This window comes from Micromonospora sp. NBC_00858, from assembly GCF_045207365.1.
In the GTDB taxonomy this organism is placed as follows: Bacteria; Actinomycetota; Actinomycetes; order Mycobacteriales; family Micromonosporaceae; genus Micromonospora.
This window is the reverse complement of the sequence record NZ_CP108828.1, coordinates 3,202,768-3,229,662: the sequence shown is the minus strand read 5'-3', so window position 1 is coordinate 3,229,662 and position 26,895 is coordinate 3,202,768. Positions and strand designations below refer to the sequence as shown.

The 26,895-nt window shown below is 70.6% G+C and carries 26 protein-coding genes; 19 read left to right on the top strand and 7 right to left on the bottom strand.

The features are described from left to right. The first annotated feature begins 126 nt into the window (after positions 1-126). The 10 genes from OG990_RS15105 (at position 127) to OG990_RS15060 (ending at position 12,635) form a co-directional block, all read left to right on the top strand. Positions 127-1,290: an ROK family protein gene (locus tag OG990_RS15105; protein ID WP_406081064.1), complete on the top strand. Its 1,164-nt coding sequence runs from the start codon at positions 127-129 to the stop codon at positions 1,288-1,290. A 36-nt stretch (positions 1,291-1,326) separates the two neighbouring features. Next, positions 1,327-2,376 carry an extracellular solute-binding protein gene (locus OG990_RS15100; protein ID WP_355610422.1) on the top strand — a complete coding sequence of 350 codons (1,050 nt, stop codon included), beginning with the start codon at positions 1,327-1,329 and terminating at the stop codon, positions 2,374-2,376. A 126-nt stretch (positions 2,377-2,502) separates the two neighbouring features. Beyond that, the gene (locus tag OG990_RS15095; protein WP_328415453.1) at positions 2,503-3,576 is read left to right on the top strand and encodes an ABC transporter ATP-binding protein; all 1,074 of its coding nucleotides are present in this window, start codon (positions 2,503-2,505) and stop codon (positions 3,574-3,576) included. Further along, positions 3,573-5,369, top strand: coding sequence for an iron ABC transporter permease (locus OG990_RS15090; protein ID WP_328415455.1), 1,797 nt, complete (start codon positions 3,573-3,575; stop codon positions 5,367-5,369). Before OG990_RS15095 ends, OG990_RS15090 begins: the two co-directional genes overlap by 4 nt. After that, positions 5,366-6,226 carry a creatininase family protein gene (locus OG990_RS15085; RefSeq protein WP_406081062.1) on the top strand — a complete coding sequence of 287 codons (861 nt, stop codon included), beginning with the start codon at positions 5,366-5,368 and terminating at the stop codon, positions 6,224-6,226. Before OG990_RS15090 ends, OG990_RS15085 begins: the two co-directional genes overlap by 4 nt. Beyond that, entirely contained in the window at positions 6,223-7,176 is a 954-nt protein-coding gene (locus tag OG990_RS15080; protein WP_328415458.1) for an amidohydrolase family protein, read from the top strand. The genes OG990_RS15085 and OG990_RS15080 overlap by 4 nt, the downstream gene beginning before the upstream one ends. Positions 7,177-7,241: 65 nt before the next feature. After that, positions 7,242-8,699 (top strand): argininosuccinate lyase, encoded by a 1,458-nt coding sequence (locus tag OG990_RS15075; RefSeq protein ID WP_406081060.1) that lies wholly within the window; start codon positions 7,242-7,244, stop codon positions 8,697-8,699. 106 nt (positions 8,700-8,805) lie between these two features. Beyond that, positions 8,806-9,735, top strand: a complete 930-nt coding sequence (locus tag OG990_RS15070; protein ID WP_355610431.1) for an ROK family protein — start codon at positions 8,806-8,808, stop codon at positions 9,733-9,735. 466 nt (positions 9,736-10,201) lie between these two features. Continuing rightward, a complete protein-coding gene (locus tag OG990_RS15065) occupies positions 10,202-10,963 on the top strand; it encodes a cyclase family protein (protein ID WP_406081059.1) in 762 nt (253 codons plus the stop codon). A 13-nt stretch (positions 10,964-10,976) separates the two neighbouring features. Further along, a complete protein-coding gene (locus tag OG990_RS15060; RefSeq protein WP_406081058.1) occupies positions 10,977-12,635 on the top strand; it encodes a thiamine pyrophosphate-binding protein in 1,659 nt (552 codons plus the stop codon). 46 nt (positions 12,636-12,681) lie between these two features. On the opposite strand, the gene OG990_RS15055 is transcribed toward OG990_RS15060, so the two are convergent. Next, a complete protein-coding gene (locus tag OG990_RS15055) occupies positions 12,682-12,894 on the bottom strand; it encodes a hypothetical protein (RefSeq protein WP_406081057.1) in 213 nt (70 codons plus the stop codon). Positions 12,895-13,205: 311 nt separating this feature from the next. Here OG990_RS15055 and OG990_RS15050 point away from each other — a divergent pair, with 311 nt between their 5' ends. From OG990_RS15050 to OG990_RS15040, 3 genes are read left to right on the top strand one after another with little or no spacing between them, the layout of a single operon-like run. Further along, entirely contained in the window at positions 13,206-14,231 is a 1,026-nt protein-coding gene (locus tag OG990_RS15050) for a hypothetical protein (protein WP_406081055.1), read from the top strand. Continuing rightward, positions 14,228-15,661, top strand: coding sequence for a hypothetical protein (locus OG990_RS15045; RefSeq protein ID WP_406081054.1), 1,434 nt, complete (start codon positions 14,228-14,230; stop codon positions 15,659-15,661). The genes OG990_RS15050 and OG990_RS15045 overlap by 4 nt, the downstream gene beginning before the upstream one ends. Next, positions 15,658-16,869 (top strand): MFS transporter, encoded by a 1,212-nt coding sequence (locus tag OG990_RS15040; RefSeq protein ID WP_406081053.1) that lies wholly within the window; start codon positions 15,658-15,660, stop codon positions 16,867-16,869. Before OG990_RS15045 ends, OG990_RS15040 begins: the two co-directional genes overlap by 4 nt. Positions 16,870-17,098: 229 nt before the next feature. On the opposite strand, the gene OG990_RS15035 is transcribed toward OG990_RS15040, so the two are convergent. Together OG990_RS15035 and OG990_RS15030 are read right to left on the bottom strand one after the other, a co-directional pair. Continuing rightward, on the bottom strand, positions 17,099-17,770 hold the full coding sequence (locus OG990_RS15035) for a response regulator (protein WP_406081051.1): 672 nt from the start codon (positions 17,768-17,770) through the stop codon (positions 17,099-17,101). Then, positions 17,767-19,422: an ATP-binding protein gene (locus tag OG990_RS15030; RefSeq protein ID WP_406081049.1), complete on the bottom strand. Its 1,656-nt coding sequence runs from the start codon at positions 19,420-19,422 to the stop codon at positions 17,767-17,769. The genes OG990_RS15035 and OG990_RS15030 overlap by 4 nt, the downstream gene beginning before the upstream one ends. Positions 19,423-19,548: 126 nt before the next feature. Here OG990_RS15030 and OG990_RS15025 point away from each other — a divergent pair, with 126 nt between their 5' ends. From OG990_RS15025 to rraA, 5 genes are all read left to right on the top strand, one after another. Then, positions 19,549-20,529 (top strand): Bug family tripartite tricarboxylate transporter substrate binding protein, encoded by a 981-nt coding sequence (locus OG990_RS15025; protein ID WP_406081048.1) that lies wholly within the window; start codon positions 19,549-19,551, stop codon positions 20,527-20,529. Positions 20,530-20,534: 5 nt separating this feature from the next. Then, complete coding sequence (locus OG990_RS15020) at positions 20,535-21,263, top strand: tripartite tricarboxylate transporter TctB family protein (RefSeq protein WP_406081046.1); 729 nt, start codon at positions 20,535-20,537, stop codon at positions 21,261-21,263. Continuing rightward, entirely contained in the window at positions 21,263-22,765 is a 1,503-nt protein-coding gene (locus OG990_RS15015) for a tripartite tricarboxylate transporter permease (protein ID WP_355610459.1), read from the top strand. The genes OG990_RS15020 and OG990_RS15015 overlap by 1 nt, the downstream gene beginning before the upstream one ends. Further along, the gene (locus OG990_RS15010; RefSeq protein WP_406081044.1) at positions 22,762-23,154 is read left to right on the top strand and encodes a universal stress protein; all 393 of its coding nucleotides are present in this window, start codon (positions 22,762-22,764) and stop codon (positions 23,152-23,154) included. Before OG990_RS15015 ends, OG990_RS15010 begins: the two co-directional genes overlap by 4 nt. A 163-nt stretch (positions 23,155-23,317) precedes the next feature. After that, positions 23,318-23,800 (top strand): ribonuclease E activity regulator RraA, encoded by a 483-nt coding sequence (gene rraA, locus OG990_RS15005; RefSeq protein WP_406081042.1) that lies wholly within the window; start codon positions 23,318-23,320, stop codon positions 23,798-23,800. Between the two features lie 171 nt (positions 23,801-23,971). Here the strand turns inward: rraA and OG990_RS15000 are convergent, their stop codons facing one another. From OG990_RS15000 to OG990_RS14990, 3 genes are all read right to left on the bottom strand, one after another. Next, on the bottom strand, positions 23,972-24,067 hold the full coding sequence (locus OG990_RS15000; protein ID WP_406081041.1) for a hypothetical protein: 96 nt from the start codon (positions 24,065-24,067) through the stop codon (positions 23,972-23,974). A gap of 228 nt (positions 24,068-24,295) precedes the next feature. Next, complete coding sequence (locus OG990_RS14995) at positions 24,296-24,643, bottom strand: metalloregulator ArsR/SmtB family transcription factor (protein WP_328417878.1); 348 nt, start codon at positions 24,641-24,643, stop codon at positions 24,296-24,298. Then, positions 24,640-25,713, bottom strand: a complete 1,074-nt coding sequence (locus OG990_RS14990; RefSeq protein ID WP_406081039.1) for an NADP-dependent malic enzyme — start codon at positions 25,711-25,713, stop codon at positions 24,640-24,642. Before OG990_RS14990 ends, OG990_RS14995 begins: the two co-directional genes overlap by 4 nt. Before the next feature lie 525 nt (positions 25,714-26,238). On the opposite strand from OG990_RS14990, the gene OG990_RS14985 reads away from it, so the two are divergent. Further along, entirely contained in the window at positions 26,239-26,448 is a 210-nt protein-coding gene (locus OG990_RS14985) for a DUF2795 domain-containing protein (RefSeq protein ID WP_328417874.1), read from the top strand. A 105-nt stretch (positions 26,449-26,553) separates the two neighbouring features. Here OG990_RS14985 and OG990_RS14980 read toward each other — a convergent pair whose 3' ends face one another. Continuing rightward, complete coding sequence (locus OG990_RS14980) at positions 26,554-26,871, bottom strand: hypothetical protein (RefSeq protein WP_406081037.1); 318 nt, start codon at positions 26,869-26,871, stop codon at positions 26,554-26,556. Between the last annotated feature and the right edge of the window lie 24 nt (positions 26,872-26,895).

Sequence of the window (26,895 nt, the reverse complement as noted above, 5' to 3'; positions counted from 1 at the left end):
CCGCCGGGGGCGCTCTCCCGTCCATCCCGCGAGCGGAGGTCGTCTACGCAGCTCAGCGCAGCTTTCGGATACCCCGAGACGCATTCGTTACTTGACTCATTACTTTATTCGCCGTAGGAAGGAAGTGTGACTGACGTGGTGACACCCCCAACGAGCCCGGTGAGCCGGGAGCGGTCGAAGGAGATCAAGCGGTTGTCCGTGATCTCCACCGCCCGTCAGGTCCGGTTGCTCTCGCGCGCCGAGCTGACCGAACTCACCGGCCTCAGCCCCGCCACGCTCACCCCGCTGGTCCGCGAGCTGATCGCCGAGGGCTACCTGATCGAGCGGGGGCCGGGCGCCTCCCGCGCCGGCCGGCCCCGGGCCATGCTGGAGTTCAACCCGCGCGCCGAGCTGGTCGCGGCGGTCTCCCTGGAGCCGTCCCGGATCAGTTGCGAGATCGCCGACAGCGACGGCAACGTGGTGGCCCACCGCGGCGTCCGGCTCACCGGCGACATCGTCGACACCATCTGCCGGTTCATCCCGGAACTTGCCGGTGACGCCCTGCCCGCCCTGCGCGGCGTGGCCATCGCGGCGCCCGGCGTCAGCTCCGGCGGTGCCGTCCGGCTCGCCCCGTCGGTGGGCGTGGTCGAGGGGCTGCCGATAGGGGAGTCGGTGCAGCGGCGGCTCGGCGTGCCGGTGGTCGTCGACAACGACGTCAACCTCATGGCGGCCGGCGAGCACGCGGCCGGCGCCGGCAGCGACGTCGCCGACCTGCTGCTGCTGCACGTGGCCGACGGGATCGGTGCCGGGCTGGTGCTCGACGGGCAGGTCCGGCGCGGTGCCGGCGGGGCCGCCGGCGAGGTCGGCTTCCTGCCGCTGGACCCGGCCGACCGGGGGCACGACGGGATCGGCCCGTTCGAGGCCCGCTGGTCGGAAAGCGCCATCGCCGAGCGGGTGGTCGCGCTGCGCCCGGGCCGGCGTCCCGAGTCACCCGTCCGTGCCCTGGTCGAGCTTGCCGGCACCGACCCGGCCGCCGCCGCGTACCTGGACGAGGTGCTGCACGCCTGGTCCCGCCTGATCGTCTCGTGCGCCTGCGTCATCGACCCGGGCCGGGTGCTGCTCAGCGGGGCCGCCGCCCAGCTCGACGACGCGGCCGTCGCCCGGGTCCAGGACTACGTCACCGCCGCCGCGCCGGCCACCACCGAAGTACGCCGGGCGGTGCTCGGCGACCGGTCCGTGCTGCACGGGGCGGTGAGCTACGCCCTCTCGGCCGCCGCGTCCGGCCTGCCCAACCTGCTGCCCACACCCTGATCCCCTCGCAGTTCCCTTCCCCCTCGGAGGTACCCCATGAAACGTCGCCTGTTCCTTGCCGGAGCGCTCGCCACCGTGCTGGCCGCCGGCACCGCCTGCGGAGGCGGAGGCGGAGACGACGCGGCCGACGGCGCCAGCGCCGAGAAGCTGACCATCTACACCGCCCGCGACAAGAAGGTCTCCACCTTCGTCGTCGACCAGTTCACCGCGAAGTACCCCGAGTACAAGGGCAAGGTCGAGATCCTCAACCTCGGCGCCCAGGAGATCCTGGAGCGGGTTCGCGCCGAGAAGGCCAACCCGCAGGCCGACGTCTGGTGGGGAGGCACCCAGCAAGGGCTCACCGCCGGCGCGACCGAGGACCTGCTGACCGCCTGGCAGCCGACGTTCGCTGCCAAGATGGACGCGCAGTACAAGGACTCCGAGGGCCGTTGGTTCGGTGAGATCCTGCTGCCCGAGGTCATCATGTACAACAACAAGGCGCTCACCCCGGAGCAGGCCCCGAAGGACTGGGACGACCTGCTCAAGCCGGAGTGGAAGGACAAGATCCTCATCCGGGATGTCGCCGCGTCCGGCACGATGCGGTCGATCTACGCCTCGATGATCGTGCGGCAGTCCGCCGACGGCAGCAACCCGCAGCCCGGCTACGACTGGCTCAAGAAGCTCGACGCCAACACGGGCGCCTACGCCGCCAACCCGGCCGACCTCTACCTGAAGCTCTCCCGCCAGCAGGGCCTGCTCAGCGCCTGGAACCTCCAGGACATCCTGCTCCAGGCCAACCAGTCGAACATGCCGTTCGGCTTCGTGATGCCGACCTCCGGCGCTCCCGTGCTGGTCGACGGGCTGGCCGCGGTCAAGGGCGGCAACACCACCGGAGCGCAGAAGTTCGTGGAGTTCCTCTTCGACGACAAGCTCCGCGCCGACCTGGCCAAGGACTACTACCAGATCCCGGCTGTGGACATCGCCCAGAAGCCAGAGTGGCTGGCCCAGCTCAACCTCAAGCCACTCGACGTCGACTGGGACGTGATCGGCAAGAACGAGACCGAGTGGATCAACCACTGGAACAGCCAGATCAAGAACAAGGGCTGACCGGACGGGCGCCGGACCGGGTTTACCCGGGCCCGGCGCCCGCCGCCACCCGGCCGCACCGCCCACCGGGCCCGGCCCCACCACCTGCGACCGGCCAGCCCCGGTACCAGACAGAGGAGAGACATCATGATCGATGTCACGTTGGAGTCGGTGAGCAAGCGCTTCGCGCGCGCCGGCGACACGGCCGCCGTCGACGGCGTCGACATCACCATCGCCGCCGGACAGTTCTTCACCCTGCTCGGCCCGAGCGGTTGCGGTAAGACCACCACGCTGCGCATGGTGGCGGGCTTCTACTTCCCGACCTCCGGCCGAATCCGGTTCGGACAGGAGGACGTCACCCGCCGCCCGCCGAACAAGCGGGACACCGGCATGGTCTTCCAGAACTACGCGCTCTTCCCGCACCTGAGCGTCGCGCAGAACGTCGCGTACGGGCTGAAGATCCGCAAGGTCGGCAGGGCCGAGTCGAAGCGGCGGATCGAGGAGGCGCTCGGCCAGGTGGACCTCGCCGGTTACGGCGGCCGGCGCATCGACGAACTCTCCGGCGGCCAGCAGCAGCGGGTCGCGCTGGCCCGCGCGCTGGTCATCCGGCCGCGTACCCTGCTGCTCGACGAGCCACTGTCCAACCTCGACGCCAAGCTGCGCGAGGAGACCCGGACCGAGATCCGCCGGATCCAGAAGGAGACCGGCACCACCGCCCTGTACGTCACACACGACCAGGCCGAGGCGATGGCAATGTCGGACCGGATCGCGGTGATGCAGTCCGGCCGGGTGCAGCAGATCGGGTCGCCGCAGGAGATCTACCACCGGCCGGCGACCACATTCGTCGCCCGGTTCATCGGGCGCAGCAACGTGCTTACCCTGCCGGTGCTCGGCGCCGGCCCGGAGACCGTCACGGTGGGGCTGCCCGACGGCAACGAGGTCACCGTCGCCGCCCCGGCCGACCACGGCCTGCGCGCGGGGGAGACCGGCCTGGTCTCGATCCGCCCGGAGCACATCGGGCTCACCTCGACCACCGCACCGGACGCCCTGCCCGGCCGGATCACCGACCTGGAGTTCACCGGCATGGCCACCAACCTGGTGATCGACGTGGCCGGCGAACCGGTCCAGGTCGCTGCTGTGGACGTACCGGCCGGGATCGCGGTCGGCGACCAGGTCGGGCTGCGGCTGCCACGGGAGCGGATGTGGGTGGTGCGGCCGTGACGACCATCCCGGCCACGCCGAGCCCGGCGACCGTCCCGCCGATCACCGAGGACCGCACGCCCTCCGACGACGGCCGTCGGCCGCGGTTCACCGACCGCTTCGCCGGGGGTACCAACTCACGCTGGTTCCCATACCTGCTCGTCTTCCCGCTCGCCCTGATCCTCTTCGGGTACGTGGTCCAGCCGATGTTCGCCACCTTCGTGGAGAGCTTCGGCGAGGACGGCACGGCGAACTACACAAGCTTCCTCACCGGCGCCGGGGTGGCCCGGTCGTCGCTGGTCACCTCCCTGATCATCTCGGCGGCCAGCGTGCTGCTCTGCGGGATCGTCGGGGTGTCGATGGCCTTCCTGCTCAAGCGCTTCTCGTTTCCCGGCCGCCGGCTGATCGAGGCGATCATCCTGGTGCCGGCGGCGCTGCCACCGCTGATCGGGGCGATCTCGTTCCAGCTCCTCTACAGCGAGACCGGCATCCTGCCGCGCGGCCTCCAGCAGCTCTTCGGCACCGAGAACCCGGTGCTGCCGTTCAGCGGCATCGCCGGGGTGCTGGTGGTGCACACCTTCACCATGTACCCCTTCTTCTACCTGTCCGCCTCGGCAGCCCTCGCGGGGATGGACCCATCGGTGGAGGAGGCCGCCTACAACCTCGGCGCCGGCCGGGTCCGGGTCTGGCGCACCGTGCTGCTGCCGATGCTCACCCCGGCGCTGGTCTCCGCCTCGCTGCTGGTCTTCATGACCTCGCTGGCCTCGTACACCGCCCCGCTGCTGTTCGGGGTGGACCAGACCATGACCATGCAGATCTACATCAACCGCACCAACAACGACCTGCCGATGGCGTCCACCTACGCCTCCGTGCTCGCGGTGGTCTCGGTACTCTTCCTGCTCGGCATGCGCTGGTACGAGGGGCGGCGCAGCTACCGCTCCCAGTCCAAGGGCGTCGCCGCGCACCGCCGGGAGATCACCAACCCTTTCGGCAAGTGGCTGGCCCTGGCCGCCTCGCTGCTGGCCACCGCGCTGCTGCTCGCCCCGGTGGCGACCATCGCCCTGGTCGCGTTCTCCCAGGACGGCTCCTGGACCACCGAGGTAATCCCGGCCGCGTACACCTGGCAGAACTTCGTCACGATCTTCTCTGACCCAGACGCGTTCCAACCGATCCTCAACTCGCTGCAGATGAGCCTGCTCGCCACCGTCGGCTGCGTGGTGATCGGCGTGCTCATCGCTTACGCGGTGCGTCGGCTCAACTTCCGCGGCCGGGGCCTGCTGGACGTAGCGGTCATGCTGGCCTGGGCGCTGCCCGGCACGGTGGTCGCGATCAACCTGATCTCGGCGTTCAGCACCGGAAACGCGTTCAGCTTCGGGCAGGTGCTGATCGGCACCTTCTGGATCATGCCGCTGGCGTACTTCGTGCGATTCCTGCCGCTGGTCTTCCGGTCCAGTTCGGCGACGCTGGCCCAGATCGACCCTTCGCTGGAGGAGGCCGCCCGCAACCTCGGCGCCTCCTGGTGGCGAGCGTTCGGCACGGTGACCCTGCGGTTGATGCTGCCGGGCGTGATCGCCGGCGCACTGCTCGCCTTCGTGCACGGCGTCGGTGAGTTCGTCGCCTCGGTGCTGATCTACACCTCGGAGACCGCGCCGATCTCGGTGGAGATCAACAACCGGATGTACTCGTTCGAGGTCGGCACCGCCGCCGCATACGGCATGCTCCAGGTGGTGTTGATCTTCGTGGTGATGGTGGTCTCCGGCCGGCTGCAGAGCGGTCGCCGAGCCACCCGCGAGGCGGCACAGTGGACCACGTGACATCCTGGCTGGCACCCGGGGGACTCGTCCCGGCCTCCCGGGTACCCGGCGGCGAGCTGGCGGCGGTCGCCGCGGCGGCGGACTTCGCGGTCCTGCCGGTCGGCGCCGTCGAGTGGCACGGCCCGCACCTGCCGCTGGGCACCGACCTGATCCTGGCCGAGGGCTTCGCCGCCGAGAGCGCCGTGCCCGGCGACACCGGCCCGCGCGGGGTGCTCTTCCCCGCCGTGCCATACGCGGCCTGCCCGGGACAGACCCGGCCGTGGCCCGGCACGGTGGCGATCCGACCCGAGATCGCGGTCGGCTACCTCGCCGACGTGATCGAGGGGATCGTCGCGGCCGGCTTCCCCCGGCTGCTGATCGTCAACGGCCACGACGCCAACATGTCCACCGTCCGGGCCGCCATGGAGTGGGTCTCCGGCCGTCGGCAGGCCAGCCTGCTGCTGGTCAACTGGTTCCAGCTGGTCACCCCGGCGGAGACCGCCGAGATCTACGGCCCGCTGGTCTCCCGTGGGCACGGCGGGGCGTACGAGACCTCGGGCGTGCTCGGCTTCGACTCCGACGCGGTACGCCTCGACGCTGCGACCGACCTGCCGCCGAAGCCGAAGCTGCCGGTGACCCAGCCATACGTCCTGGTCGAGTCCCGGCCGGACCCCTGGCAGGGCTGGTCCGGGCACGTCTCGTTGGCCAGCGAGGCCGCCGGGCGGCAGATCCGCGAACTGGCCGGAGCCCGACTGCGCGAGGTCGTGACCGCCTGGGTGGCCGCCGAGCTGCCCGCCCCGCCCACCGCCGACCCGCTGCCGTCCGATTCGCCGCCGTTCTCGGCGCCGGCCAGACCACTGCCAGAGGAGAGCGCATGACCGTGGACCGTGGACTGGACATCGTCGACTTCCACCTGCACTTCCGGATCGGTGCCGACGAGACGGTCAAAGGTTGCGAGCACGCCGCCGGCATGCACCCCGGCGGCGAGCACGAGGCGGCTGTCCGGGCCGCCGGCTCCGCTCCATACGCCCGGCAGTGGCGTCGCGCCTGGAGCTTCCCCGACCCGGAACCGCCCGCCCAGCGCTGGCAGGACGAGGCTGACCGGTGGGCCCAGGAGCTGCGCGAGGTCAACATCCGCCGGGCGGTCTTCGTCACCGGCGGCGGCAACGACACCGTGGCCGACGTGGTGGACCGGCATCCGGACCTGCTGCTCGGCTTCGCCCACCACGACCCGTACGGCCCGGACGCCGCCGGTGAGCTGGAGCGCGCGGTGGTCGAGCGCGGCCTGCGCGGGCTGAAGCTCTTCGCCCCGTTGCTGCGCGGCCCGCTGGACGACGAGGCCCTCGATCCGCTCTGGGGCACCGCCCAGCGACTCGGCGTGCCGGTGCTGATCCACATCGGGCACTACGGCAGCGCCGGCGGCCTCACCGTCGGCCGGTACGGAAGCCCGGACGAGCTGGCCCGGATGGCCCGCCGCTTCCCTGAGCTCGCGGTCGTGGTGCCGCACTTCGGGGTACAGCACGTACAGGAGCTGTTCTTTGCCGCCTGGGGCTGTCCGAACATCCACATCGACACCTCAGGCTCCAATCAGTGGGTGCGCTGGATGCCGTACAAGCTCACGCTGGAGGACCTCTTCCGCCGCTGCTACGAGACCATCGGCCCGGAGCGGATCGTGTTCGGCAGCGACTCGTCCTGGTTCCCGCGCGGCTACGTCACCCGATACCTCGACGACCAGCTCCGGGTCTGCCACGAGCTGGGCCTACCCGACGACCACCTCCGCGCGATCTTCGCCGGTAACGCCGAACGGCTGCTCGGCCTCAGCGACTGACCGGCTGACCCCTCCGGGGGCGGCGAACCGGCCGCGTCCGGCCTGGAAGGAAGTAAGGAACCGCCATGAGCACACCCGCGCTGACCACATACCAGCGGCACCACCTGCGGCCCACCTACGACCACCACGTCGGGTACCTGTACCCGGCGATGGTCCGGGCCAGCCAGGCCCACGTGGTGATGCTGACCGAGCAGGGGCTGATCCCGGCCGAGCGGGGCGCCCGGCTGCTGCGCGGGCTGGCCGAGCTGCGCGCGGACACCACACCGGCGCCAGCATTCGACGGCAGCTTCGAGGACACCTACTACCTGCTCGAGAAGCGGCTCGCCGAGGCGTGCGGTGTCCCCACCTCCGAGCTGGACGTGCAGATGGCCCGCAGCCGCAACGACCTCGACGCCGGGGTGTTCCGGATGCTGCTGCGCGACCAGCTCCTCGGCGTGCTGGACCGGGTGCTGGCCGCCGGGCGGACCGCGCTGGAGCGGGCCGACCGGTACGCCGACGTGGTCATCACCGGCTACACCCACCGCCGGCCGGCCCAGCCCACCACCATCGGCCACGCCCTCGCCGGCTACGCCGAGGCTCTCGCGGGCGAGGCGGTCGCCTACGCCGACCTGATCGACCAGCTCAACACCTCGCCGCTGGGCTCCTGCGCCTTCGCCGGCACCGACCTGGACATCGCCCCGGCCCGGGTGGCGGAACTGCTCGGCTTCGCCGGCCTGGTCACCAACTCGTACGAGGCGGTCGCCGGCGCGGACCACCTGGTCCGGGTGGGCACACTCAACGCCCAGGCGCTGGCCACCGGCGCCCGGCTGGCCCGGACCCTGATGGACTGGCTCACCTGGCGCTGGGTGGCCACCCCCGGCGACTTCACCCAGGGCAGCAGCATCATGCCGCAGAAGCGCAACCCGGTGGTGCTGGAGCACCTGGTGTCGATGGCCGGCGCCACCGCCGCTGACGCCGCCTCCGTGCTCAACAACGTCGGCGCGGCCTGGTGGGAGGACTCCAACAACGCCACCACCGACGTGCAGGTGCGGCTCTGGGACAGCAACGACCGCACGGACCGGTTCTTCGCCCTGCTCGGCGGCTTCCTGGCCGAGCTGGAGCCGCTGGAGCCGCCGACCCGGGAGGAGATCGTCGCCTCCGGGGCCACCACGACCGCCGCCGCCGACGCGCTTACCCGGCACGGGGTGCCGTTCCGGGCCGCGCACTCGGTGGTCGGACGGCTGGTCCGGGGCGGTGCGCCGGACGGCTGGACCGTCGACTCGGTGCGGGCCGCGGCTGACGGGATCACCGCCCGGCTCGACGACGCGGCCGTCGCCGACCTGATCGCCGCCGCAGTCCGGCCGGAGCTCGTCCTCGACCGGGTCCAGGTCGACGGCCCCGGCGCGACCGCCGTCCGCGCCCAGGTGGGCGTGGTACGTGGCACTTTAGACACGGTCGCCGGCCGGCTCTCGGCGGTCCGGGACCGGCTCGCCCGGGCGGACGCGGCGCTGGACGCGGTCGCCGCCGAGCAGGCGGCCCGGTGACCGCGCGGTGGTCGGAGGATCCGCGGCCGCTGACCGCCGGTTGCCCGGTGAGCGCGCGACGGCCCGGCGCGACGCCCGCGAGCTCCAGTGCCGAACGGCGGGACCGATGAACGTCCGGCTCGCCGGCCAGGCCGCTCAGCCTGTCGCACCGACCGGCACCGGCCCGCTGCTGCTCGGCATCGACTTCGGCGGCACGAAAATGGCGGTCGGGGTGGCCGACCGCCAGGGCCGGCTGCTGGCCCGGGAGCGAGTGCTCACGTACGCCGAGCAGGGTGCCCCGCAGGCCCTGGACCGTGCGCTGGAGCTGGCCGCGAAGCTGGTGGCGCAGGTCGGCGGCCCGCTGACGGCGGCCGGCATCGCCTCGCCCGGGGTGGTCCGGCCGGACGGCATCGACCTGGCGCCGAACGTGCCCGGCTGGGACCGGCTGCGGCTGGCCGAGGCGGTCCGGGAGCGGCTTGACGTGCCGGCGGTGGCCGTCGACAACGACCTGAACGCCGCCGCCCTGGCCGAGCTGCGGCTCGGCGCGCTGCGCGACGCCGACCCCGGCCTGGTGGTCGGACTCGGCACCGGCGTGGCGGCGGCGGTCACGGTACGCGGGGAGGTGCTGTCCGGTCACCACGGCGCGGCCGGCGAGATCGGGTACGCCGTCGCCGGTGCCGCCCGGCCCGGCGTCATGCTGGAGGCGACCTTCTCCGGTCGGGCGTTGGATCAGCTCGCCGAGGAGCTGGTCCTGCCCGGTGGGGCGGCCGGGCTCGCCGTCCGGGCCGGACAGCCCGGCGGGATCCGGGACGCGTTGCTGGCCCGGGTCGACGAGCTGGCCCGCCACCTGGTCACCTGCTGCCTGCTGGTGGATCCGCAGCGGGTGGTGCTGGTCGGTGGGGTGACCGGCAGCGACCTGATCCGGGGAATGCTGGTCGAACGGATGGCCGAGGTCCTGCCGTACCCGCCGGAGGTCGTCCGCTCCGGGTTCCCCGACGACGCCGCCCTGCTCGGCGCGGTGATCCTGGCCCGCGAGGCGGTGTCTGCCCCGCACTGACCCACCGCCGGGCCAATTTCGTCGCCTGGGCGCGGTACGCCACCTGGCGGCACGAGGACGTTAGTCGTGTCGACCAGCCGGCGCCGGGCAAGGCGGCGATGACGGGGCGTTGCCACTGTCGTTCGCGGGGACCACCCTGCGGTACTTCGGGATGCTGTCCGCGTCGAGAGGAGGACCGGGGTCAGGTTCGCCTCCAGAACCTGTCCCCAGAGGTAGCGTCCAACTCGCCAGGGGAGCGAACTCACCGAACATGCCAGCATGAAGACCTGCAGCCGGAGCCTCCGTGTGCGAGGACCACCCCCGTCCGGAATGGGCGGCCACCGCCGGGGGCGTACGACGACCGCGCCGCACGACGGGGCTTGGGAGCCGCTCCCCGGCCCACGAGCCGCGGGGGCGGGGCAGCGCCGCTGACACGCCCCCGTTCGAGGGTCCATCGTGGAGCGGGGGTGCGGTGTACCGTCGCCGCATGACGGTGCTGCAGGAGTTTGTCGCCGCTCTTTCCAGCGGCCGGATCCAGGTTGTCGACCTCACCGCTCCGCTCTCGGACCAGACCCCGATCCTGGGTCTGCCCGAGCAGTTCGGCCAGACCTGGCCGTTCCGGCTCAGCGAGATCAGCCGGTACGACGACCGCGGTCCGGCCTGGTACTGGAACAACTTCTCCACCGGCGAGCACACCGGCACCCACTTCGACGCCCCGGTGCACTGGGTCACCGGTCAAAAGGGCGCGGACGTGTCGCAGGTTCCGGTGAGCCAGTTGATCGCCCCGGCGGTGGTGATCGACCACGCCGCCGACGCCGCCGACGACCCTGATTTCCTGCTCGAGGTCGAGCACATCAAGGCGTGGGAGGCGGAACACGGTGCCCTGCCCACCGGTGGCTGGCTGCTCTACCGCACCGGCTGGGACGCGTACGGCGACGACCCGGAGCGGTACGCCAACGCCGGGCGTACCCCGGGCATCTCCGTCGAGTGCGCCCGCTGGCTGGCCGAGGAGTCGCCGATCCAGGGCGTCGGGGTGGAGACGGTCGGGACCGACGCGGGCGCTGCGCATTCATTCGACCCGCCGTTCCCGTGCCACTCGTTCCTGCTCGGCCAGGATAAGTACGGCCTGACCCAGCTACGTAACCTGGCGCAGTTGCCGGCGACCGGCGCGGTGGTGATTGCCGGACCACTGCCGATCGTCTCCGGGTCCGGCAGCCCGTGCCGGGTCCTCGCGCTGGTCGAACGGTAGGACCGGGCCACAGATGCGGGTAGCCGAGGTGGTCGGGCGGGTTCTGTACGGACACGGCGCACGGTACGTCTTCGGGGTGGTCGGCAGCGGCAACTTCCATGTCACGAACGCGCTTGTGGCGGCCGGCGCCCGGTTCGTGGCGGCGGCCCACGAGGGCGGCGCGGCGAGCATGGCGGACGGGTACGCCCGCACCTCCGGGACGGTGGGCCTGCTCTCGGTGCACCAGGGTCCGGGCGTCACCAACGCGCTGACCGGCCTCACCGAGGCCGCGAAGAGCCGTACCCCGATGGTGGTCCTGGCCCCGGAGGCGACCGCGCCCCGGTCGAACTTCTTCATCGACCTGCCGGCGCTCGCCACCTCGGTCGGGGCCGACTTCCACCGGGTACGCGCGACGCACGCGGCCGAGGACGCGGGCGCGGCGTACCGAGCCGCCGCCCGGGGCGCGACGGTGGTGCTGGGCCTCCCGTTGGAGGTGCAGCACACCGTGACCGAACCATGGTCCGGCCCGGTCCCTGCGGTCGCGCCGACCCCGGCCACCGCCCCGCAGGTCGAGCCGTTGCTGGCCGCGCTCCAGGCCGCACGTCGACCGGTCTTCATCGCGGGTCGGGGCGCCCGGGCGGCCCGTGAACCGCTGACCCGGCTCGCCGACGCGTGTGGCGCGCTGCTCGCGGTCTCGGCCGCTGCGAAGGGATTGTTCGCCGGGAACCCGTGGAACATCGACGTGGCCGGCGGCTTCGCCACCCCGCTCGCCGCCGAGCTGATCGGCGCGGCGGACCTGGTCGTCGCATGGGGCAGCACGCTGAACATGTGGACCACCCGGCACGGCGAACTGATCCCGCCCTCCGCCGTCGTCGTCCAGGTAGACCACGACCCGGCCGCGTTCGGGGTGAACCGCCCGGTTGACCTGACGGTGGCCGGCGAGGTGGCGGCGGTCGCCGAGGCGGTGCGCGGTCGGCTGGGCGCCGGCTCCACGGGGCCCGTGGACGCCGGGACCGGCGGCTGGCGTACGCCGGAGCTGGCACAACGGATTCGCGACCACGGCCGGTGGCGGACGGTCCCGTACCGGGACGAGGGTGGGTCGGCGCGGGCCGGCGCCCCGGCGACGATCGACCCGAGGACGCTCTCGGCTGCCCTGGACGACCTGCTGCCGCCCGACCGGACGGTGGTGGTCGACTCCGGCAACTTCATGGGCTACCCGTCGATGTGGCTTGACGTGCCGGACGTGGCCGGATTCTGTTTCACCCAGGCGTTCCAGTCGATCGGGCTCGGCCTGGCCAGTGCGCTCGGCGCGGCGGTCGCCCGGCCGGACCGGCTCACGGTCGCCGCGGTCGGCGACGGTGGCTTCGTCATGTCCGCGTCTGAACTGGTCACCGCCGTCCGGCTGGCGCTACCCCTCCTCGTGGTGATCTACGACGACGCGGCGTACGGCGCCGAGGTGCACCACTTCGGCCCGGACGGGCACCCGTTGGAGACGGTCACCTTCCCCGAGACCGACCTGGCCGCGATCGCCCGTGGTTACGGCTGCGACGGGTTGACCGTCCGGACCGTCGACGATCTCGAGCCGGTACGCCGCTGGCTCGCTGGTCCCCGTACCCGGCCGCTGGTGGTCGACGCCAAGGTCTGCGCCGCGCGCGGCTCGTGGTGGCTGGAGGAGGCGTTCCGTGGCCACTGAGCCACCGCCGTGCATATTACGGCGACGCGGGGCGGCGTAACCGGAATCAGGGCGGGAACCCGAGCGGGGCGCGGAGTCCAACCAGCACAAGACGGGCTCTCAAGAGCATGTTCTCGCCGAGCGGGTCCGCGTCGACCTGATAGCCGGCCTGCTCCAGGACTCGGCGGTAGCGCGCGCTGGTCTCCGGCTGCTCGTTGGTGCCGCAGTAGACGACGCTGAACGGCTCCGGCCCGTCCAGGCTGCTGTTGGCGTCCTCCACCGTGACGCCGTCTAGTGGCGTCCGAGGCACTGCGGCGGCGAAACATGCCGTGCGCGCGGCCAACACCCGACCCGCCGCAGGCCCGTGGCCGCAGGAGCGCGGTGGCCACGTTCCCGTCTACTTCGGATGGATCGTCGCGTGCGCGGATGTATCCAGCCCGGGGGAGCGTAGCGGCGTGCATTGCGCGACGTGATGGTGCACGGCGTATCGGCGCCGGCATCCCTGGTGGCGTCGTCCGGATAGGATGATCGGCCGTGTCCCCTCACTCGCGCACGCTATCCGCATTGCTGAAACCGCTACGGAATTGGGGCATGGTCCTGGTCCTGTCGATGGCGGTGGTCGTGTCCGGGGCGATCGTGGCCGTCAAGCTGCGTTCTTCCCCCGTCTCTCCCTCCCGGCCGGTGCTGATCTCCAGTGGAGCGTGGGCTCCGTTCGTGGGGCCTGAGCTGCCCGACGGCGGACCGGTCACGAAGTTGGTCGTCGAGGTCCTCAACAGATCTGGGTATTCCCCCGAGATCAGCTACACGTCGTGGTCCCTTGCCGAGGAACAGGTCGCCTCGGGCTCCGCTGTCGGGGTGTTTCCACTGGTGAGCAGCGGATCGCGGCGCGCCAATTTCCTGATTTCCGATCCACTCATCGACTTCGAGTACGTCCTGTTCTACGACCGTCGTGGCGGCAAGCCGCAGATCTCCCCGGCTGCGAACCTGAGCGCGTTGCGGGTGGGCAGGATCGCCGGCTACGACTACTGGCACGAACTGGAGTCGGCGGTGACCGACTTCGTGGAGTTCGACTCAGCTTTGGATGGCTTCCGGGCTCTGGCCGATGGCAGGATCGACCTACTCGCCGAAGGTCTGCTCTCCGGCCACGCGGTGCTGACCGATCCGTCCTTCGCCGGGGACGCCGGGAACTTTTCCTACCTGCAGGACGGCGGCCCGCTGGTGCACTCGGTGCAGGGCCTGCACTTCATGATGGCGGACACTAGTGCGGCCACCTCCGTGATGAAAGAGTTCAACAAGGAACTGGCGAAGATGCGTCAGGGCCCGGCGTACGAGGAGATCGTCTCGGAGCTCGAGCCGTCCGCGGTCAGGGACGTTACCTTGACCCCGTCCGGTAAGACGGGTTTGGTGGAACTGCTGAACGCCGATGGGAAGCTGGTGCTGCTTGCCCCGGGAGGTACGCGGGCACGCGTGCTCACCTGGCCCAAGGAGTTCGTCGGCTCCGCCGGAACACCCTCCGAAAACATCCTCGTCGAAGTGAAGGTCACCAATGGCCCGGCGAAGGGCCGCGTACTCTACGTGGACGCCCGTGCGCTGCAACTCGAGGCGGAAGGGCGATGACCGAGCTGCGGATCCTCGCCCCAGTGGTGGTGGACTACTACGCCGTGCCCGGAGCATCTCTGCGTGATCCCAGGGCTTACGCCCAGTTCTGGGCCAAGCAGCAGCCGGCCGTTGACGAGCTGCTGGAGCTCCTGGTCCCCGATTCTGTAAACGAGGGCCCCGGGACGTCCCCAGCCATCGTGCTGGAACACACCAGGGCCACCAGCTCACTGAACCTCTACCGCACCATCAGCGACCACGCCGTGGAGCGTACGTTCCACGTCCTCACCGGCAAGCTGGCCCCGGAGCACCTGCCGGGCGAGTTCGGCGGGGCCACCGACGCCCTGCACGTTGGGGTCACCGAGATCGGCTTTCGACTCTACGACCACGGCCTGATGCTGCTGGAGTTGCTGGCAGACGTGCAACGGTCGCTTACCGAGCCCAACGACGGCCTCGAGGCCCACCTCGACGACCTCCAGGCCCGCGCGGTGACGATGGGTGAGCGGGTGGCGCGTGAGACCGTTCAGCGATACTTGAATCCGGTGCTCGACCTACTTCGCCAGGCCGACCGGGACGAGCAGATCCTCGTCGCGGCCACACCTGGGGGCGACCCGATCACGGCGGAGTTCGGCGAGTCGCTGTGGGTCACCCGCAGCCTCGTGGTGGACCCGTCCGAGTCGGGTATCGAGAGGGTGGTGCGCCACTGGGTCAAGGACGTGGTGACGGCCGGAGACGGCGACACGACCCCGGCGGACCGATTGTTGGACGGCGACCTCGACCACCTCGTGCGCTGGCTGAACTACATCTTCATGGATCGAACTGGTGCGGGCGGTCGGATGTTGCCCGGTGACCCGTTCCGGGACCAGTGGGACGCGTTGCGTTACGCGCAGGTGTTCTACGGTGTTCTGGACCGCATCGACACCCGCCTGTCGAAGATCGTGGCGGACTCAGCGGCGCCAGCTTCCCGCTGGGACCTTGAGCAGCTCAAGGGGCAGCTGATGAGCCTGAGCAAGCGGGCCGAGCTGATCATCATGGAGCGCCGCGACCTGTCGAAATACCTCAAGCGCGCCGTACGCGTGGAGATGGACGCGATCCTCGAGTTCTGGGACTACGAGAACGTCCTGGAGCAGCCGGTGCGGTTCAAGATCGAGATTTGCGACCGACGCCTGGCCGAACTTGCCTCGAGGCGCACAGCTCGGTCGACGATGTTCACCGACCTCATCCTGTTGGGCATCGGTGTGACGTCGATCCTCGGCACGGCCTTGGCGGTGACCGAGTTCGGACGGTCGATAGCCAGCGATCCGGGCACGGCAATATACGACCTGGGCCAGTCCTCCGCAATGGAGTGGATCGCCGCACAGCCAGCGGACGCTATCCTCATTACCTCTGGGCTGGTCTCAGTGCTGCTAGTGATGGTGTACCTGTTCTTCCGTCGCGACAACGGCTCATGAGGACAGCGCTTCGCAGCCGTTCAATACGCACCTTTGCGGCCACCCAGTTCCTGCTCGAGGTGCAGTTCTGGTTCCCGATCTGGCTTATCTACCTGCTGGACCTGGGCTTCCCGCTGACAACGGCAGTGCTTGCCGACGCGGTATTCCGGCTCGTCTCGGTGGTATGTGAGTTCCCGGTGGGAGTGGTCGCGGACCTGATCGGGCGGCGGCGCACCTACCTGGCCCTAACCGGTGGGACAGTGCTGACGTTCGCGGTGATCACCCAGATCCAGTCCGTGCAGTTGCTGTTCGGGGCATGGGTGCTGTGGGGTTTGCTGTGGGCGCTGACATCTGGGGCGGCCAGCACCTATTTGTACGAACTGTGCGCCCACGACGAACTCGACGTCAACCCGTCCAAGGCCTTCGGGCTGGTCCGGGCCACGGGCCATGTGTCCATACTGCTCTCACTCCTGACTGCCGGGTACCTGTATGAAATGGATCCGCGGCTGCCGTTCGCCGTCACCTCTGTCCTGGCTGGAGTAGCGCTCGTGCTCGCGTTCACGCTGCCGGAAGTCAGCGGGCCGCGGGTGGTCTCCACCCTCACCTCGGTGATGGCGGACATTCGTGGCGCGGCGGCTGACGCGAGGGTGCGCCGGGCCGTGTGGCTGGGCGCCCTGCTGCTGTTGGTCGGGTGGAGCGCCCGCATTCTGTTCCAGCCGTTGGCGCTGGAACTGGGCATGTCCGTGCGGGTCGCCGGGTGGATGTATGCGGCGTTCGCGGCTGCCTCAGTGCTGGGTGGGTTGGTGGCCGGGTACACGGGCGAACTGCACCGGCGGTTGGCCCTGACCACGGCGTTCATCCTCATCCTTGCCGCTTTGGTGGCCACGAGTCAGGTGATCTGGCTCGGCCCGTTCATGTTTTTGCCAGTGATGGGATTCGGTTACGCCCTGGGCACGACGGTGCTGGAGGTCTTCACCAATGAAGTCACCCCACAAGCGGTGCGCGCCATGATCTTTGGGGTGATGACCTGCATAGGTGGGGTTGGCATCGCCGTGGCCCGCCCCGCGCTCGGAGTGCTGGCAAATGACCACTCCACCGCGTTCGCGTTCGGAGTGTGGGCCGGCGTCGGTGCGGTTTTGGTGGGCCTGGCCGTGCTGGTGATCCGTCGGGTGCACCCGGAGCGCCGACCTACTCCCCGCCAACGAGCGGCTGGACCCATACCGAGGTGATGGCCCGGTCAAGGCTGGGCCGGGATTCCCGACCTGCTTCACAGCCAAACGGCCGGCCCTACAGGAGCGATCGTCGCCCGACAGCCGACATCGTGCTGGCGGAATCCGCCAACCGTCAGGGTGATACTTGCGGCGGCCACCATGAGATCCGGGCGTGCAGTCTCTTCCAGCCACGGCAGCAGCCGGCTACTGTCCCGCCGGCGGTCCGCCGGCACGCCCGCAGCAGTCGTCACCCGACCCAGCTGTAGCGGCGTTCCGGCCGGCCGGCCGCACCGTAGCGCAGGGACACCGCCGCCCGTCCGGTACCCGAGAAGTGCTCCAGGTAGCGACGGGCGCTGACCCGGGAGATTCCCACCCGGTCCCCGCATTCGGCTGCCGAGAGGGTGCCGGAGTTCTCCCGGAGTGCGCGTTCCACCAGCTCCGCGGTCTCAGTGCTAAGGCCCCGGGGCAGGGCGGAGGTGACGTGCGAGCTGCTACGGGACAACACCCGGTCCACGTCGGCCTGGTCGCTGACCACCGCCGCACGCAGCGAGTTGCGCCGCGCGGCGTACTGCTCCAGCCGGGTGCGCAGCTCGTCGAACCCGAAGGGCTTGAGCAGATAGTTGACCGCGCCGTAGCGGACCGCCCGGCGGATCGCCTCGGCCTCCCGGGCGGCGCTGATCACCAGGATGTCGCAGTCGTGCTGGGCGGCGCGCAGCCGGGTCACCACGTCGAGGCCGAACATGTCCGGCAGGTAGAGGTCGAGCAGCACCAGGTCGGGCCGGAACTCGTCGACAGCGGCGACGGCCTGCTCGCCGGTGCCCGCGGTGCCGACGACCCGGAAGCCGTCCATCCGCTCGACGAACCCCCGGTGGATCCGGGCGACCATGAAGTCATCGTCGACGACCAGGACGTCGATCAACGAACTCCCTCCAGCATGGTGGCCACCGACATCCGTGCGGTGAACATCGCGCCCTCCTCAGTGTTCGTCACCGCGATCTCCCCGCCGCGCCGGTTGCAGACCAGCCGGGTGAGCGCCAGCCCGATACCGCGCTCGCCGCCTTGCGCCGCCTTCGTGGTGAAGCCTTGGGTGAAGACTTCCTGGGCCAGCTCCGGGGCGATCCCCGGCCCCGAGTCCCGGACGATGATCTCCACGGACGAGGCGTCCTGGCGCAGCTCAACCTCCACCCACGCCGATCCGTCCGCCGCGCCGGCGCCGCCGGCGTCCCGGCCGTCGACGACGGCGTCCACGGCGTTGTCGACCAGGTTGCCCAGCACCGTGGCGACGTCCGCGGTGATCTCCGGCTCCATCCTGTCCAGGCTGGTCCGTTCGGAGACCCGCAGCTCCACGCGACGCTCGGCGGCCACCGCGGATTTCGCCATCAGCAGCGCGGCGACCGCGGTGTCGTGGATCCGGCTGGTCACGGTCAGGTCGAGCGACGCCCGGTGCCGGCTCAGCGCGTCCACGTACCGGACCACCTCGTCGTGTTCGCCGATCTGGATCAGCCCGGAGATGGTGTGCAACTGATTGGCGAACTCGTGGGTCTGCGCGCGGAGCAGCTCCGCGGTGCTGCGGAATGATCCGATCTCCCGTTCCAGCCGGGCCAGCTCGGTGCGGTCCCGCAGCGTGGTCACCGAACCGAGCCGGCGACCGTCCTTGTTGACCGTCATCCGGTTCATCACCAGCACCCGGCCGGCGCGGACGACGACCTCGTCGCGGGCCTCCGGACCGTCGCCGGTGCCGGCCAGCACGTCCCGCAGCCGGCCGGAGATGCGCAGGTCGGCGAGGCTGAGGCCGAGGCAGTGCTCGGGCAGGTCGAGCAGCCGCCGCCCGACGGCGTTCACCAGGGTGACCCGCAGTTGCGGGTCCAGCGCGATGACGCCCTCGGCGATGCCGTGCAGCAGCGCCTCTCGGTGCTCCGCCAGCCCGGCGATCTCCCGCGGCTCCAGGCCCAGGGTCTGCCGCTTGATCCGCCGGGCCAGCAGCCAGGACCCGACCACCCCGAGAGCGCTGGCGATGCCGAGATAGGTGAGGAGGTACGAGGAGGCGCCGACCATGCGCTGTGACCACGTCGGCGAGGCCTCACCGATCACCACGGCACCCAGGTAGCGGCCGAGGTTTTCCTTGCGGTCGTCGAGTACCGGAACCTGGGCCACCAGTTCCCGCGATCGGTCGACTTCCAGCTCGCCGAACCAGCTACGGCCGTCGGTTACTCGGGGATCGCCTAGCACTACCGCGGTGCCCACCAGGGTGGGGTTGGTGGAGCTGACCACCCGGCCGCGGGCGTCGGCGACGCTGACCGTGGTCACGCCGGCCTGGGTCAGCACGTTCTGCACCAGCGGCGCGATCGTCTCCGCCGGTGCCGGCTGGGTGAGGCGGTCGCGCAGAAGCCGGTTGCCGGCGAGCTGCTCGCCGAGGGCGGCGACGCGGCGGCCCTCCACCCGGTTGAAGGTCGCCGCCGACTGGGCCAGGGACACGGCGGCCACGGCCAGCAGCACCACGACGATGATCGCGAGCTGGAGGACCAGCAGTTGCCCGGCCAGGGTGCGGCGTCGGGGCGTGATCGCGACCACAAAGACCTCAATTTCCGCTGGTGACAGAAGGCAGACACGGAGTCCGCCAGGAGGCCATCATCTTGCCGCCGGACTCCTTCGAAACGGAAGAGAAACATGATGGCAACTCGGAGAAACATGCTGGTCATGGGTGTCGCCGCCGCGACGGCGCTGGCGCTGGGCGCCTGCGGCGCCACCGCCGGACAAGACGAGGGCGGGTCCGGCGATGACGGGAAGCCGATCGCCGGCCTGCGGATCATGGTGCCGAACACCCCCGGCGGCGGATACGACACCACGGCCCGCACCGCCGCCAAGGTGATGGAGGACGCGAAGATCGCCACCGGCGTGCAGGTGTTCAACCTGCCCGGCGCGGGCGGCACCGTTGGCCTCCAGCGGATGGTGAACGAGAAGGGCAACGGCAAGCTCGCCATGCAGATGGGGCTGGGCGTGGTCGGTGCCTCCTACACCTCCAAGTCGTCCGCGACGCTCACCCAGACGACCCCGCTGGCCAAGATGATCGAGGAAGCCGGTGCCATCGTGGTGCCGAAGGATTCGCCGTACAAGACGATCGGCGATCTGGTCACCGCCTGGAAGAAGGACCCGAAGAAGATTGCCGTCGGCGGCGGCTCCTCGCCAGGCGGGCCGGACCACCTGCTGCCCATGCAGCTCGCCAAGACGGTCGGCATCGACCCGCGCCAGGTCAACTTCGTCTCGTACGACGGCGGCGGCGAACTGCTGCCGGCGGTGCTCGGCGGCAAGGTGGCCTTCGGCGCCAGCGGCTTCGGCGAGTTCCTCGACCAGGTCGAGGCGGGCCAGCTCCGGGTCCTCGCGGTGACCAGCGAGGAGCCGATTGAGGCGCTCAAAGAGGTGCCGACCCTCAAGGCGTCCGGGATCGACCTGGTCTTCACGAACTGGCGCGGCATCGTGGCCCCGCCCGGCATCAGTGACGGCGACAAGAAGGTCTGGATCGATGCGCTGACGAAGATGCACGAGTCCGCGGAGTGGAAGGCCGAGCTGGCCAAGCGAGGCTGGAACGACGCCTTCGTGACCGGTGACGCCTTCGCTACCTTCCTCACCGACCAGGACGCGTCCGTGGCCGACCTGCTCAAGCAGCTCGGGCTGGCGTGACCGGCATGACGACCCGACCGGACCGGGGCGGCGACCCGCCGCCCCGCCCGGCGGCGCCGGGGGCGACCGCTCCCGTCGTACCGCCGATCCCGGCACAGCCGACCGCGGGGGCCGCCGATCCGGTGCCCCCCACGACGGAGACCGAGACGGCCGCGGAGCGTACGCCGGACCTGCCCCCGGTGGCGCGGCCAACAGCGGCCGACGACCGGCCGCCGGTTGCGGATGCGCCGGACGGCGTGGTTCGGACAGCGAAGCCGGACCCGGCGCAGTACGGCGTCTGCGCATTCCTCGCCGTGGTCGGCGCACTGGTCATCGTCGACGCGCTGCGGATCGGGCACGCGATCAGCAGCGCCGACCCAATCGGGCCGAAGCCGGTGCCGATCCTGCTCGGCGCACTGCTGCTGGTGGTCGCCGCGATCTACGCAGTGGACGTGGCGCGCGGCGGCGCGGGTGAGCCCGAAGCCGGCGAGGACGTCGACCTGAGCAGCCCGATCGACTGGCGGACGGTTCTCCTGCTGATCGGCGCCTTCCTGGTCAACGCGGTGCTGATCGACCGGCTCGGATGGGTGATCAGCGGCACCCTGCTGTTCTGGGGTTCGGCGTTCGCGCTGGGCAACCGGCACTACATCCGCAACCTGCTGATCGCCGTCGCCCTGTCGCTGATCACCTTCTACACGTTTGCCATCGGGCTGGGCGTCAACCTGCCCGCCGGCGTCCTGCAAGGAATCCTCTGATGGAAAACTTCGGCCACCTCCTCGACGGGTTCGCCAATGTGCTGACCCCGATGAACCTGCTGATCGCGCTGCTCGGCGTGACCATCGGCACCGCCGTCGGTGTGCTGCCCGGCATCGGCCCAGCGATGACGGTCGCGCTGCTGCTGCCGGTCACCTACGGGATGGAGCCGACGCAGGCGTTCATCATGTTCGCCGGCATCTTCTACGGCGGCATGTACGGCGGCTCGACCACCTCGATCCTGCTGAACACCCCCGGCGAGTCGTCCTCAGTGGTGACCGCGATCGAGGGCAACAAGATGGCGAAGGCGGGTCGGGCCGCGCAGGCACTGGCCACCGCCGCGATCGGCTCCTTCGTCGCCGGCACCATCGCCACCCTGCTGCTGGTCGTGGTCACCCCACCGGTGGTGGCATTCGCGATCAGCCTCGGCGCGCCGGACTACTTCGCACTGATGCTGCTCTCGTTCGTGGCGGTGACCGCGGTTCTCGGCGCGTCCCGGGTGCGCGGCTTCGCCTCGCTGCTGATCGGCCTGGTCATCGGCGTGATCGGGATCGACCAGACCGGCCAGCAGCGCCTCACCTTCGGCATCCCGCAACTCGCCGACGGCATCGACGTGGTGGTGGTCGCGGTGGGTATCTTCGCCGTCGGCGAGGCACTCTGGATCGCCGCGCACCTGCGGCGCAAGGCCGCCGAGGTGATCCCGGTGGGCCGCCCCTGGATGGGTCGGCAGGACTGGAAGCGTTCCTGGAAGCCCTGGCTGCGCGGCACCGCGTATGGGTTCCCGTTCGGGGCGCTGCCGGCGGGCGGGGCGGAGATCCCGACCTTCCTGTCGTACGCGACCGAAAAGAAGCTGTCGAAGCACCCGGAGGAGTTCGGCAAGGGCGCGATCGAGGGTGTCGCCGGGCCGGAGGCGGCAAACAATGCCTCCGCCGCCGGAACGCTGGTGCCCATGCTGGCGATCGGCCTGCCGACCAACGCCACGGCCGCAGTCATGCTGGCCGCCTTTCAGCAGTACGGCATCCAGCCCGGCCCGCTGCTCTTCGAGCGGGAGTCCGGCCTGGTCTGGACCCTGATCGCCAGCCTCTTCGTCGGCAACCTGCTGTTGCTCGTGCTCAACCTGCCCCTCGCGCCCGCCTGGGCCCGGCTGCTGCGGGTTCCGCGGCCGTACCTCTACGCCGGGATCGTCTTCTTCGCCTCGATGGGCGCGTACGCGGTCAACGCCCAGCCGTTCGACCTGTTCCTGTTGCTCACCCTCGGCCTGATCGGGTTCGGGATGCGGCGCTTCGGGCTGCCGATCCTGCCGCTGATCGTCGGGGTGATCCTCGGCCCCCGGGCGGAGCTTCAGGGCCGGCGGGCGCTGCAGCTCTCCGGTGGCGAGCTCTCCGGGCTGCTCGGTGGCTGGGTGTCCTGGCTGATCTACGCCACCGTGCTGGTGGTGCTGCTCTGGCCACTGCTCGGCCGGTTCCTCGTACGACCGCTTCGGGAAAGGTTGGTGACCGGATGACCGTGCTTGTGGGGTACGTGCCGTCGGCGTTGGGCGAGGCGGTCCTGTGCGCGGCGGTTGAGCAGGCCCGGTTCCGCGATGAGCCGCTGCTCGTGGTCAACACCTCGCGCGGGGAGGCGTACGTCGACCCGCGGTTCGCTCAGGACCACGACCTCGAACGTGTCCGCCGGGAGTTGACCGGGCTGGGCGTGCGGCACAGCGTCCGGCAGTTGGTGCGGGGCCGTGACGCGGCCGATGAGATCCTCGAGCTGGCCGAGTCCGAGGACGTGTCGCTGGTGGTGATCGGGATCCGGCACCGGACGCCGGTGGGCAAGATGATCATGGGCTCCACCGCGCAGGAGATCCTGCTCGGCGCCCGCTGCCCGGTGCTCGCCGTCAAGGTCGACTAAGTGCGACGCTTCCTGCCGTGCGCGGGGACCCTTTCCTGAACCAGCCGGAGCGGAAGGGAATCCTCGTGCCAGCCGCAAACCGCACCCAGCGGCCGTCACCGCCACCGGGCTACACCCGTCACCGCCCCTGGATCCGACACCCAAAGTGGAAGAAGGACGAACCATGCAGGCCCCCACCGCGGACCTTTACGACCGGTACATGGACGAACTCGGCTCGTGCGACACGCAGCTGCGCCAGTTCGGTGGAATCCACGCCTTCAGCGGACCGGCGGTCACCGTGCGTTGCTTTGAGGACAACGCCCTGCTGAAGTCGGTCGTCTCCGCACCGGGTGAGGGGCGGGTGCTGGTGGTGGACGGTGGCGGGTCCGTGCACACGGCTCTGATGGGCGACGTGATCGCCGGTATGGCGGCGGAGAACGGCTGGGCGGGTGTGGTGATCAACGGCGCCGTCCGCGATGTCGCCGCCCTGCGCGCCCTACCGATCGGCATCAAGGCGCTCGGCTCCAACCCGCGCAAGAGCGCCAAGACCGGGGCCGGCGAGCGGAACGTGCCGGTGGCGTTCGGAAACTGCACCTTCAATCCCGGCGCCGAGGTTCACAGCGACGACGACGGCATCGTCGTCCTGCCCCTGAGCCGGCGCGCGTAGGCATGGAAGGAGGGCTCCCTCCCGGCGGAGAGCTGTCTACGGCCGCGAAGGACGGCGGGACGCCCTGCCGGAGAGGGGCCGAGCTTCCCGAGCCGGGCCGGCTGCACGAAGAGTTCCCGCCGGGCGGCAGCCCCTCCCCGAGCGTCCAACCCTCGGCGGCGGCAGTCTGGTTCACCGGCCCGTCGAGCCGCGCAGGGCGGACACGATTGCAGCGGGTTCCGGCGGGCAGCCCGGCACCTGCACGTCCACCCGCACCACGTCGGACACCGGTCAACACGTCAGCGTGCCGCGGCGAGGCCACCAGCCGTACCCCATGCCGCTCGAGGTCATACACCAGGCTGAGCCGGCAGCGGCCCCACCGGGGCCCCGGGCGCGGGTTCGGCCGTCCGACCTACGCGGCGGATTTTGCCGATCAGCCCCAATGTCCGCTCCGATCATCGACGCCATCGGCTCCTGCTCATGAGGGCCACCGTGCTGCCGACCTTGACCGCTTGTTCACGAGGGTTCAGCGCGCTCGGTCGCGGCACGCAGGTCACCCAGCAGTTCGGCCTGACTGGTCAACACCTCGGTCAGGATCCGCCGCGCCACCGCCAGCAACTCGGCTACGTGCGGGCTGACCAGCGAGTAGTACACGGTCGAACCATCTCGGCGGGTCACCACCAGGTTCGCCCGGCGCAGCACCGCCAGTTGCTGCGACAGGTGCGCCGCCTCGATACCCACCTGCGGCAGCAGCTCCGAGACCGCGTGCTCCCGTTCGGCGAGGAGTTCGAGGGTCCGGATCCGCGCCGGATGCCCCAAAATCTTGAAAAACTCAGCTTTAGCCTGATACAACGGCGTGCTCACGGGCCCACCCCTTCCTGCGGGGATACGTTACGAGCCGTGTCCTGCCGGAGCACGCCACCGGCCGCCGGAGCGACACGGCGCCGCCGCTCGGCCGCGACCGCCGCCACCGCCCCGGCCACCGTGGGCGCCACCTGTTCGTCGAGCACCTCGGGTAGCAGCCGGGTGGTCGACAGCGCCTCCCGCGGCACCAGCCCGGCCAGCACATCAGCGGCGGCCAGCCGCATCGGCATTGTGATCCGCGGCGCCCGCGCATCCAACGCACCCCGGAACACGCCCGGGAACGCCAGCGCGTTGTCGACCCGGTTCGGGTAGTCGCCGTGCCCAGTGGCTACCACTGCGGCGATGTCACTCACCAGCTCAGGACGAATCTCCGGCTCCGGGGCGGCCAACGCGAACACCACCGGCGCCTCGCCCATCGACGCCACCAATGCCCGGGTTAGCACCCCCGCCCGAGACAATCCCACCACCGCGTCCGCCCCCGCTAGGGCATCGGCCAGTCCGCCACGGACCCGTCGCCGGTTGGTCAATTCGGCCAGCCGTGCCTCGTGCGGCGGCAACCAGGGCATGTCGTCGCAGTGCAGCACCCCGCCCCGGACGACCACCACCACATCGGTGGCGCCGCCCGCCACCAGCAACCTCGCCGTCGCCGTACCCGCCGGGCCGGCCCCGACCACGACCAGCCGCGCCGACTCCACACGCTTGCCCACCACCCGCAATGCGTTGCGCAGCGCGGCCAGGACCACGATCGCTGTGCCGTGCTGGTCGTCGTGGAACACCGGAATGTCCAGCGCCTCCTGCAGCCGCCGCTCCACCTCGAAACAGGCCGGCGCGGCAATCGCCTCCAGGTCGATCCCCCCGAACGAGGGGGCCAGAGCCCGCACCGCCGCCACGAACTCGTCCGGGTGCTTGGTGCCCAGGCAGACCGGGACCGCGTCAATCCCGGCCAGGTGGACGAATAGGGCCGCCTTGCCCTCCATCACCGCCAATGCCGCCGCCGGCCCCACATCACCCAGGCCCAGCACCGCCGTGCCATCGGTCACCACCGCCACCCGGTTACGCCGCCCGGTCACCTCGCCAGCCGCGCCCGGGTCAGCTCGTTGGCTTTCGTTCGGCGGTCCGCCCGCGGCCCCCAACTGGTCCGGCCGCCGTTGCAGCCGTGCCGGGCCTCCACTATTGGCATCCATCCGGTGACGCCGCCTACTCCTCGGCGATCCGCGACGTCCAGGCGTCGGTCATCCGGACCGGTGCGGCGTAAGCCAGTTCCCGGTCCGGCCACCCTTCGACCCAAACGAATCTCATGACTTGCTAAAGTTAGCAAGTCATCAGAGAGCCAGGAAGCCGATGCTGTGAAGGCGTGACTGGTGACCCGCTCATGGCAAAGCTCCGAGTCCGTTCCGCCCGCAACCCCTGTCAGGCGGAACGGACTCCCCGTGCACCGTTACCTCGCCGCGCCGTAGCGGCGCTCTGACCCGGCATGGCCCGCCGATCCTTCTCTCGTACGGCGGGCCATGCCGCCTTACCGCAACGGAACTACCTCGCGTTGGCAACCATCCCTTCGGCGCCGATGGGCGGCCGGCAATCAACGAGGAGAAGTCGTGCTCTCAGTCACCCGCACCGAACTCGCCAGCCACATCGCTACGGCGTTCGACGCCGGCCGCGCCGGCCGGGCTGAGCTGCTCGCCGCAGCCGCGAGCAGCCATGCCCGGCCGCAGGTGATCGCGGTGCTACAGCGGCTGCCCGACCAGGAATACGGCAGCATCCGCGACTTGTGGCGCCATCTGGCCGACGTACCCATCGGTGGTTGATCTCGCCACACACCCGCTCCGGATGCCGGGGCGTGCCCGTCTGTCGGCGTCGTCTCCAGCGGCCACCCACGCAGGGAGAAGCTCCCAACGCCACACCCCGGTCGGCTATTGCTGGGCGCCCGGCAGCCGGACTGCGCCTCGGGAGAGTCTGAACAGCCACAGGAGCATGATCCGCAGCATGGCGGTGAGGCCGGCACGGTCGCCGGCGCGCTGCAGTTCGCGGGCACGACTGACCACGGTGATGAGCCTTCTGCCGTAGTCGGCCCACAGCGGGGCATGCCAGTGGATGCGGACCGCGAGCCCGGCCAGCTTCACCGCGACCCTTCGGTCGCCCACCGGTAGCGTGTCAAGGTCGGGTAGCAGGCCGACACGCAACGTCAGATAGGTGTCCCACGCCGCACGTCGGGCCGGTTCCATCGCCATGTCCGCCTTCCTGGCTGCGGTAAC

Excerpts from the sequence above, each read along its gene's own strand:
- OG990_RS15100 (WP_355610422.1), top strand. The coding sequence starts at position 1,327 with ATGAAACGTCGCCTGTTCCTTGCCGGAGCGCTCGCCACCGTGCTGGCC.
- OG990_RS15095 (WP_328415453.1), top strand. The coding sequence starts at position 2,503 with ATGATCGATGTCACGTTGGAGTCGGTGAGCAAGCGCTTCGCGCGCGCC.
- OG990_RS15080 (WP_328415458.1), top strand. The coding sequence starts at position 6,223 with ATGACCGTGGACCGTGGACTGGACATCGTCGACTTCCACCTGCACTTC.
- OG990_RS15075 (WP_406081060.1), top strand. The coding sequence starts at position 7,242 with ATGAGCACACCCGCGCTGACCACATACCAGCGGCACCACCTGCGGCCC.
- OG990_RS15070 (WP_355610431.1), top strand. The coding sequence starts at position 8,806 with ATGAACGTCCGGCTCGCCGGCCAGGCCGCTCAGCCTGTCGCACCGACC.
- OG990_RS15065 (WP_406081059.1), top strand. The coding sequence starts at position 10,202 with ATGACGGTGCTGCAGGAGTTTGTCGCCGCTCTTTCCAGCGGCCGGATC.
- OG990_RS15060 (WP_406081058.1), top strand. The coding sequence starts at position 10,977 with ATGCGGGTAGCCGAGGTGGTCGGGCGGGTTCTGTACGGACACGGCGCA.
- OG990_RS15050 (WP_406081055.1), top strand. The coding sequence starts at position 13,206 with ATGGTCCTGGTCCTGTCGATGGCGGTGGTCGTGTCCGGGGCGATCGTG.
- OG990_RS15045 (WP_406081054.1), top strand. The coding sequence starts at position 14,228 with ATGACCGAGCTGCGGATCCTCGCCCCAGTGGTGGTGGACTACTACGCC.
- OG990_RS15040 (WP_406081053.1), top strand. The coding sequence starts at position 15,658 with ATGAGGACAGCGCTTCGCAGCCGTTCAATACGCACCTTTGCGGCCACC.
- OG990_RS15025 (WP_406081048.1), top strand. The coding sequence starts at position 19,549 with ATGGGTGTCGCCGCCGCGACGGCGCTGGCGCTGGGCGCCTGCGGCGCC.
- OG990_RS15020 (WP_406081046.1), top strand. The coding sequence starts at position 20,535 with ATGACGACCCGACCGGACCGGGGCGGCGACCCGCCGCCCCGCCCGGCG.
- OG990_RS15015 (WP_355610459.1), top strand. The coding sequence starts at position 21,263 with ATGGAAAACTTCGGCCACCTCCTCGACGGGTTCGCCAATGTGCTGACC.
- OG990_RS15010 (WP_406081044.1), top strand. The coding sequence starts at position 22,762 with ATGACCGTGCTTGTGGGGTACGTGCCGTCGGCGTTGGGCGAGGCGGTC.
- rraA (WP_406081042.1), top strand. The coding sequence starts at position 23,318 with ATGCAGGCCCCCACCGCGGACCTTTACGACCGGTACATGGACGAACTC.
- OG990_RS14980 (WP_406081037.1), bottom strand. The coding sequence starts at position 26,871 with ATGGCGATGGAACCGGCCCGACGTGCGGCGTGGGACACCTATCTGACG.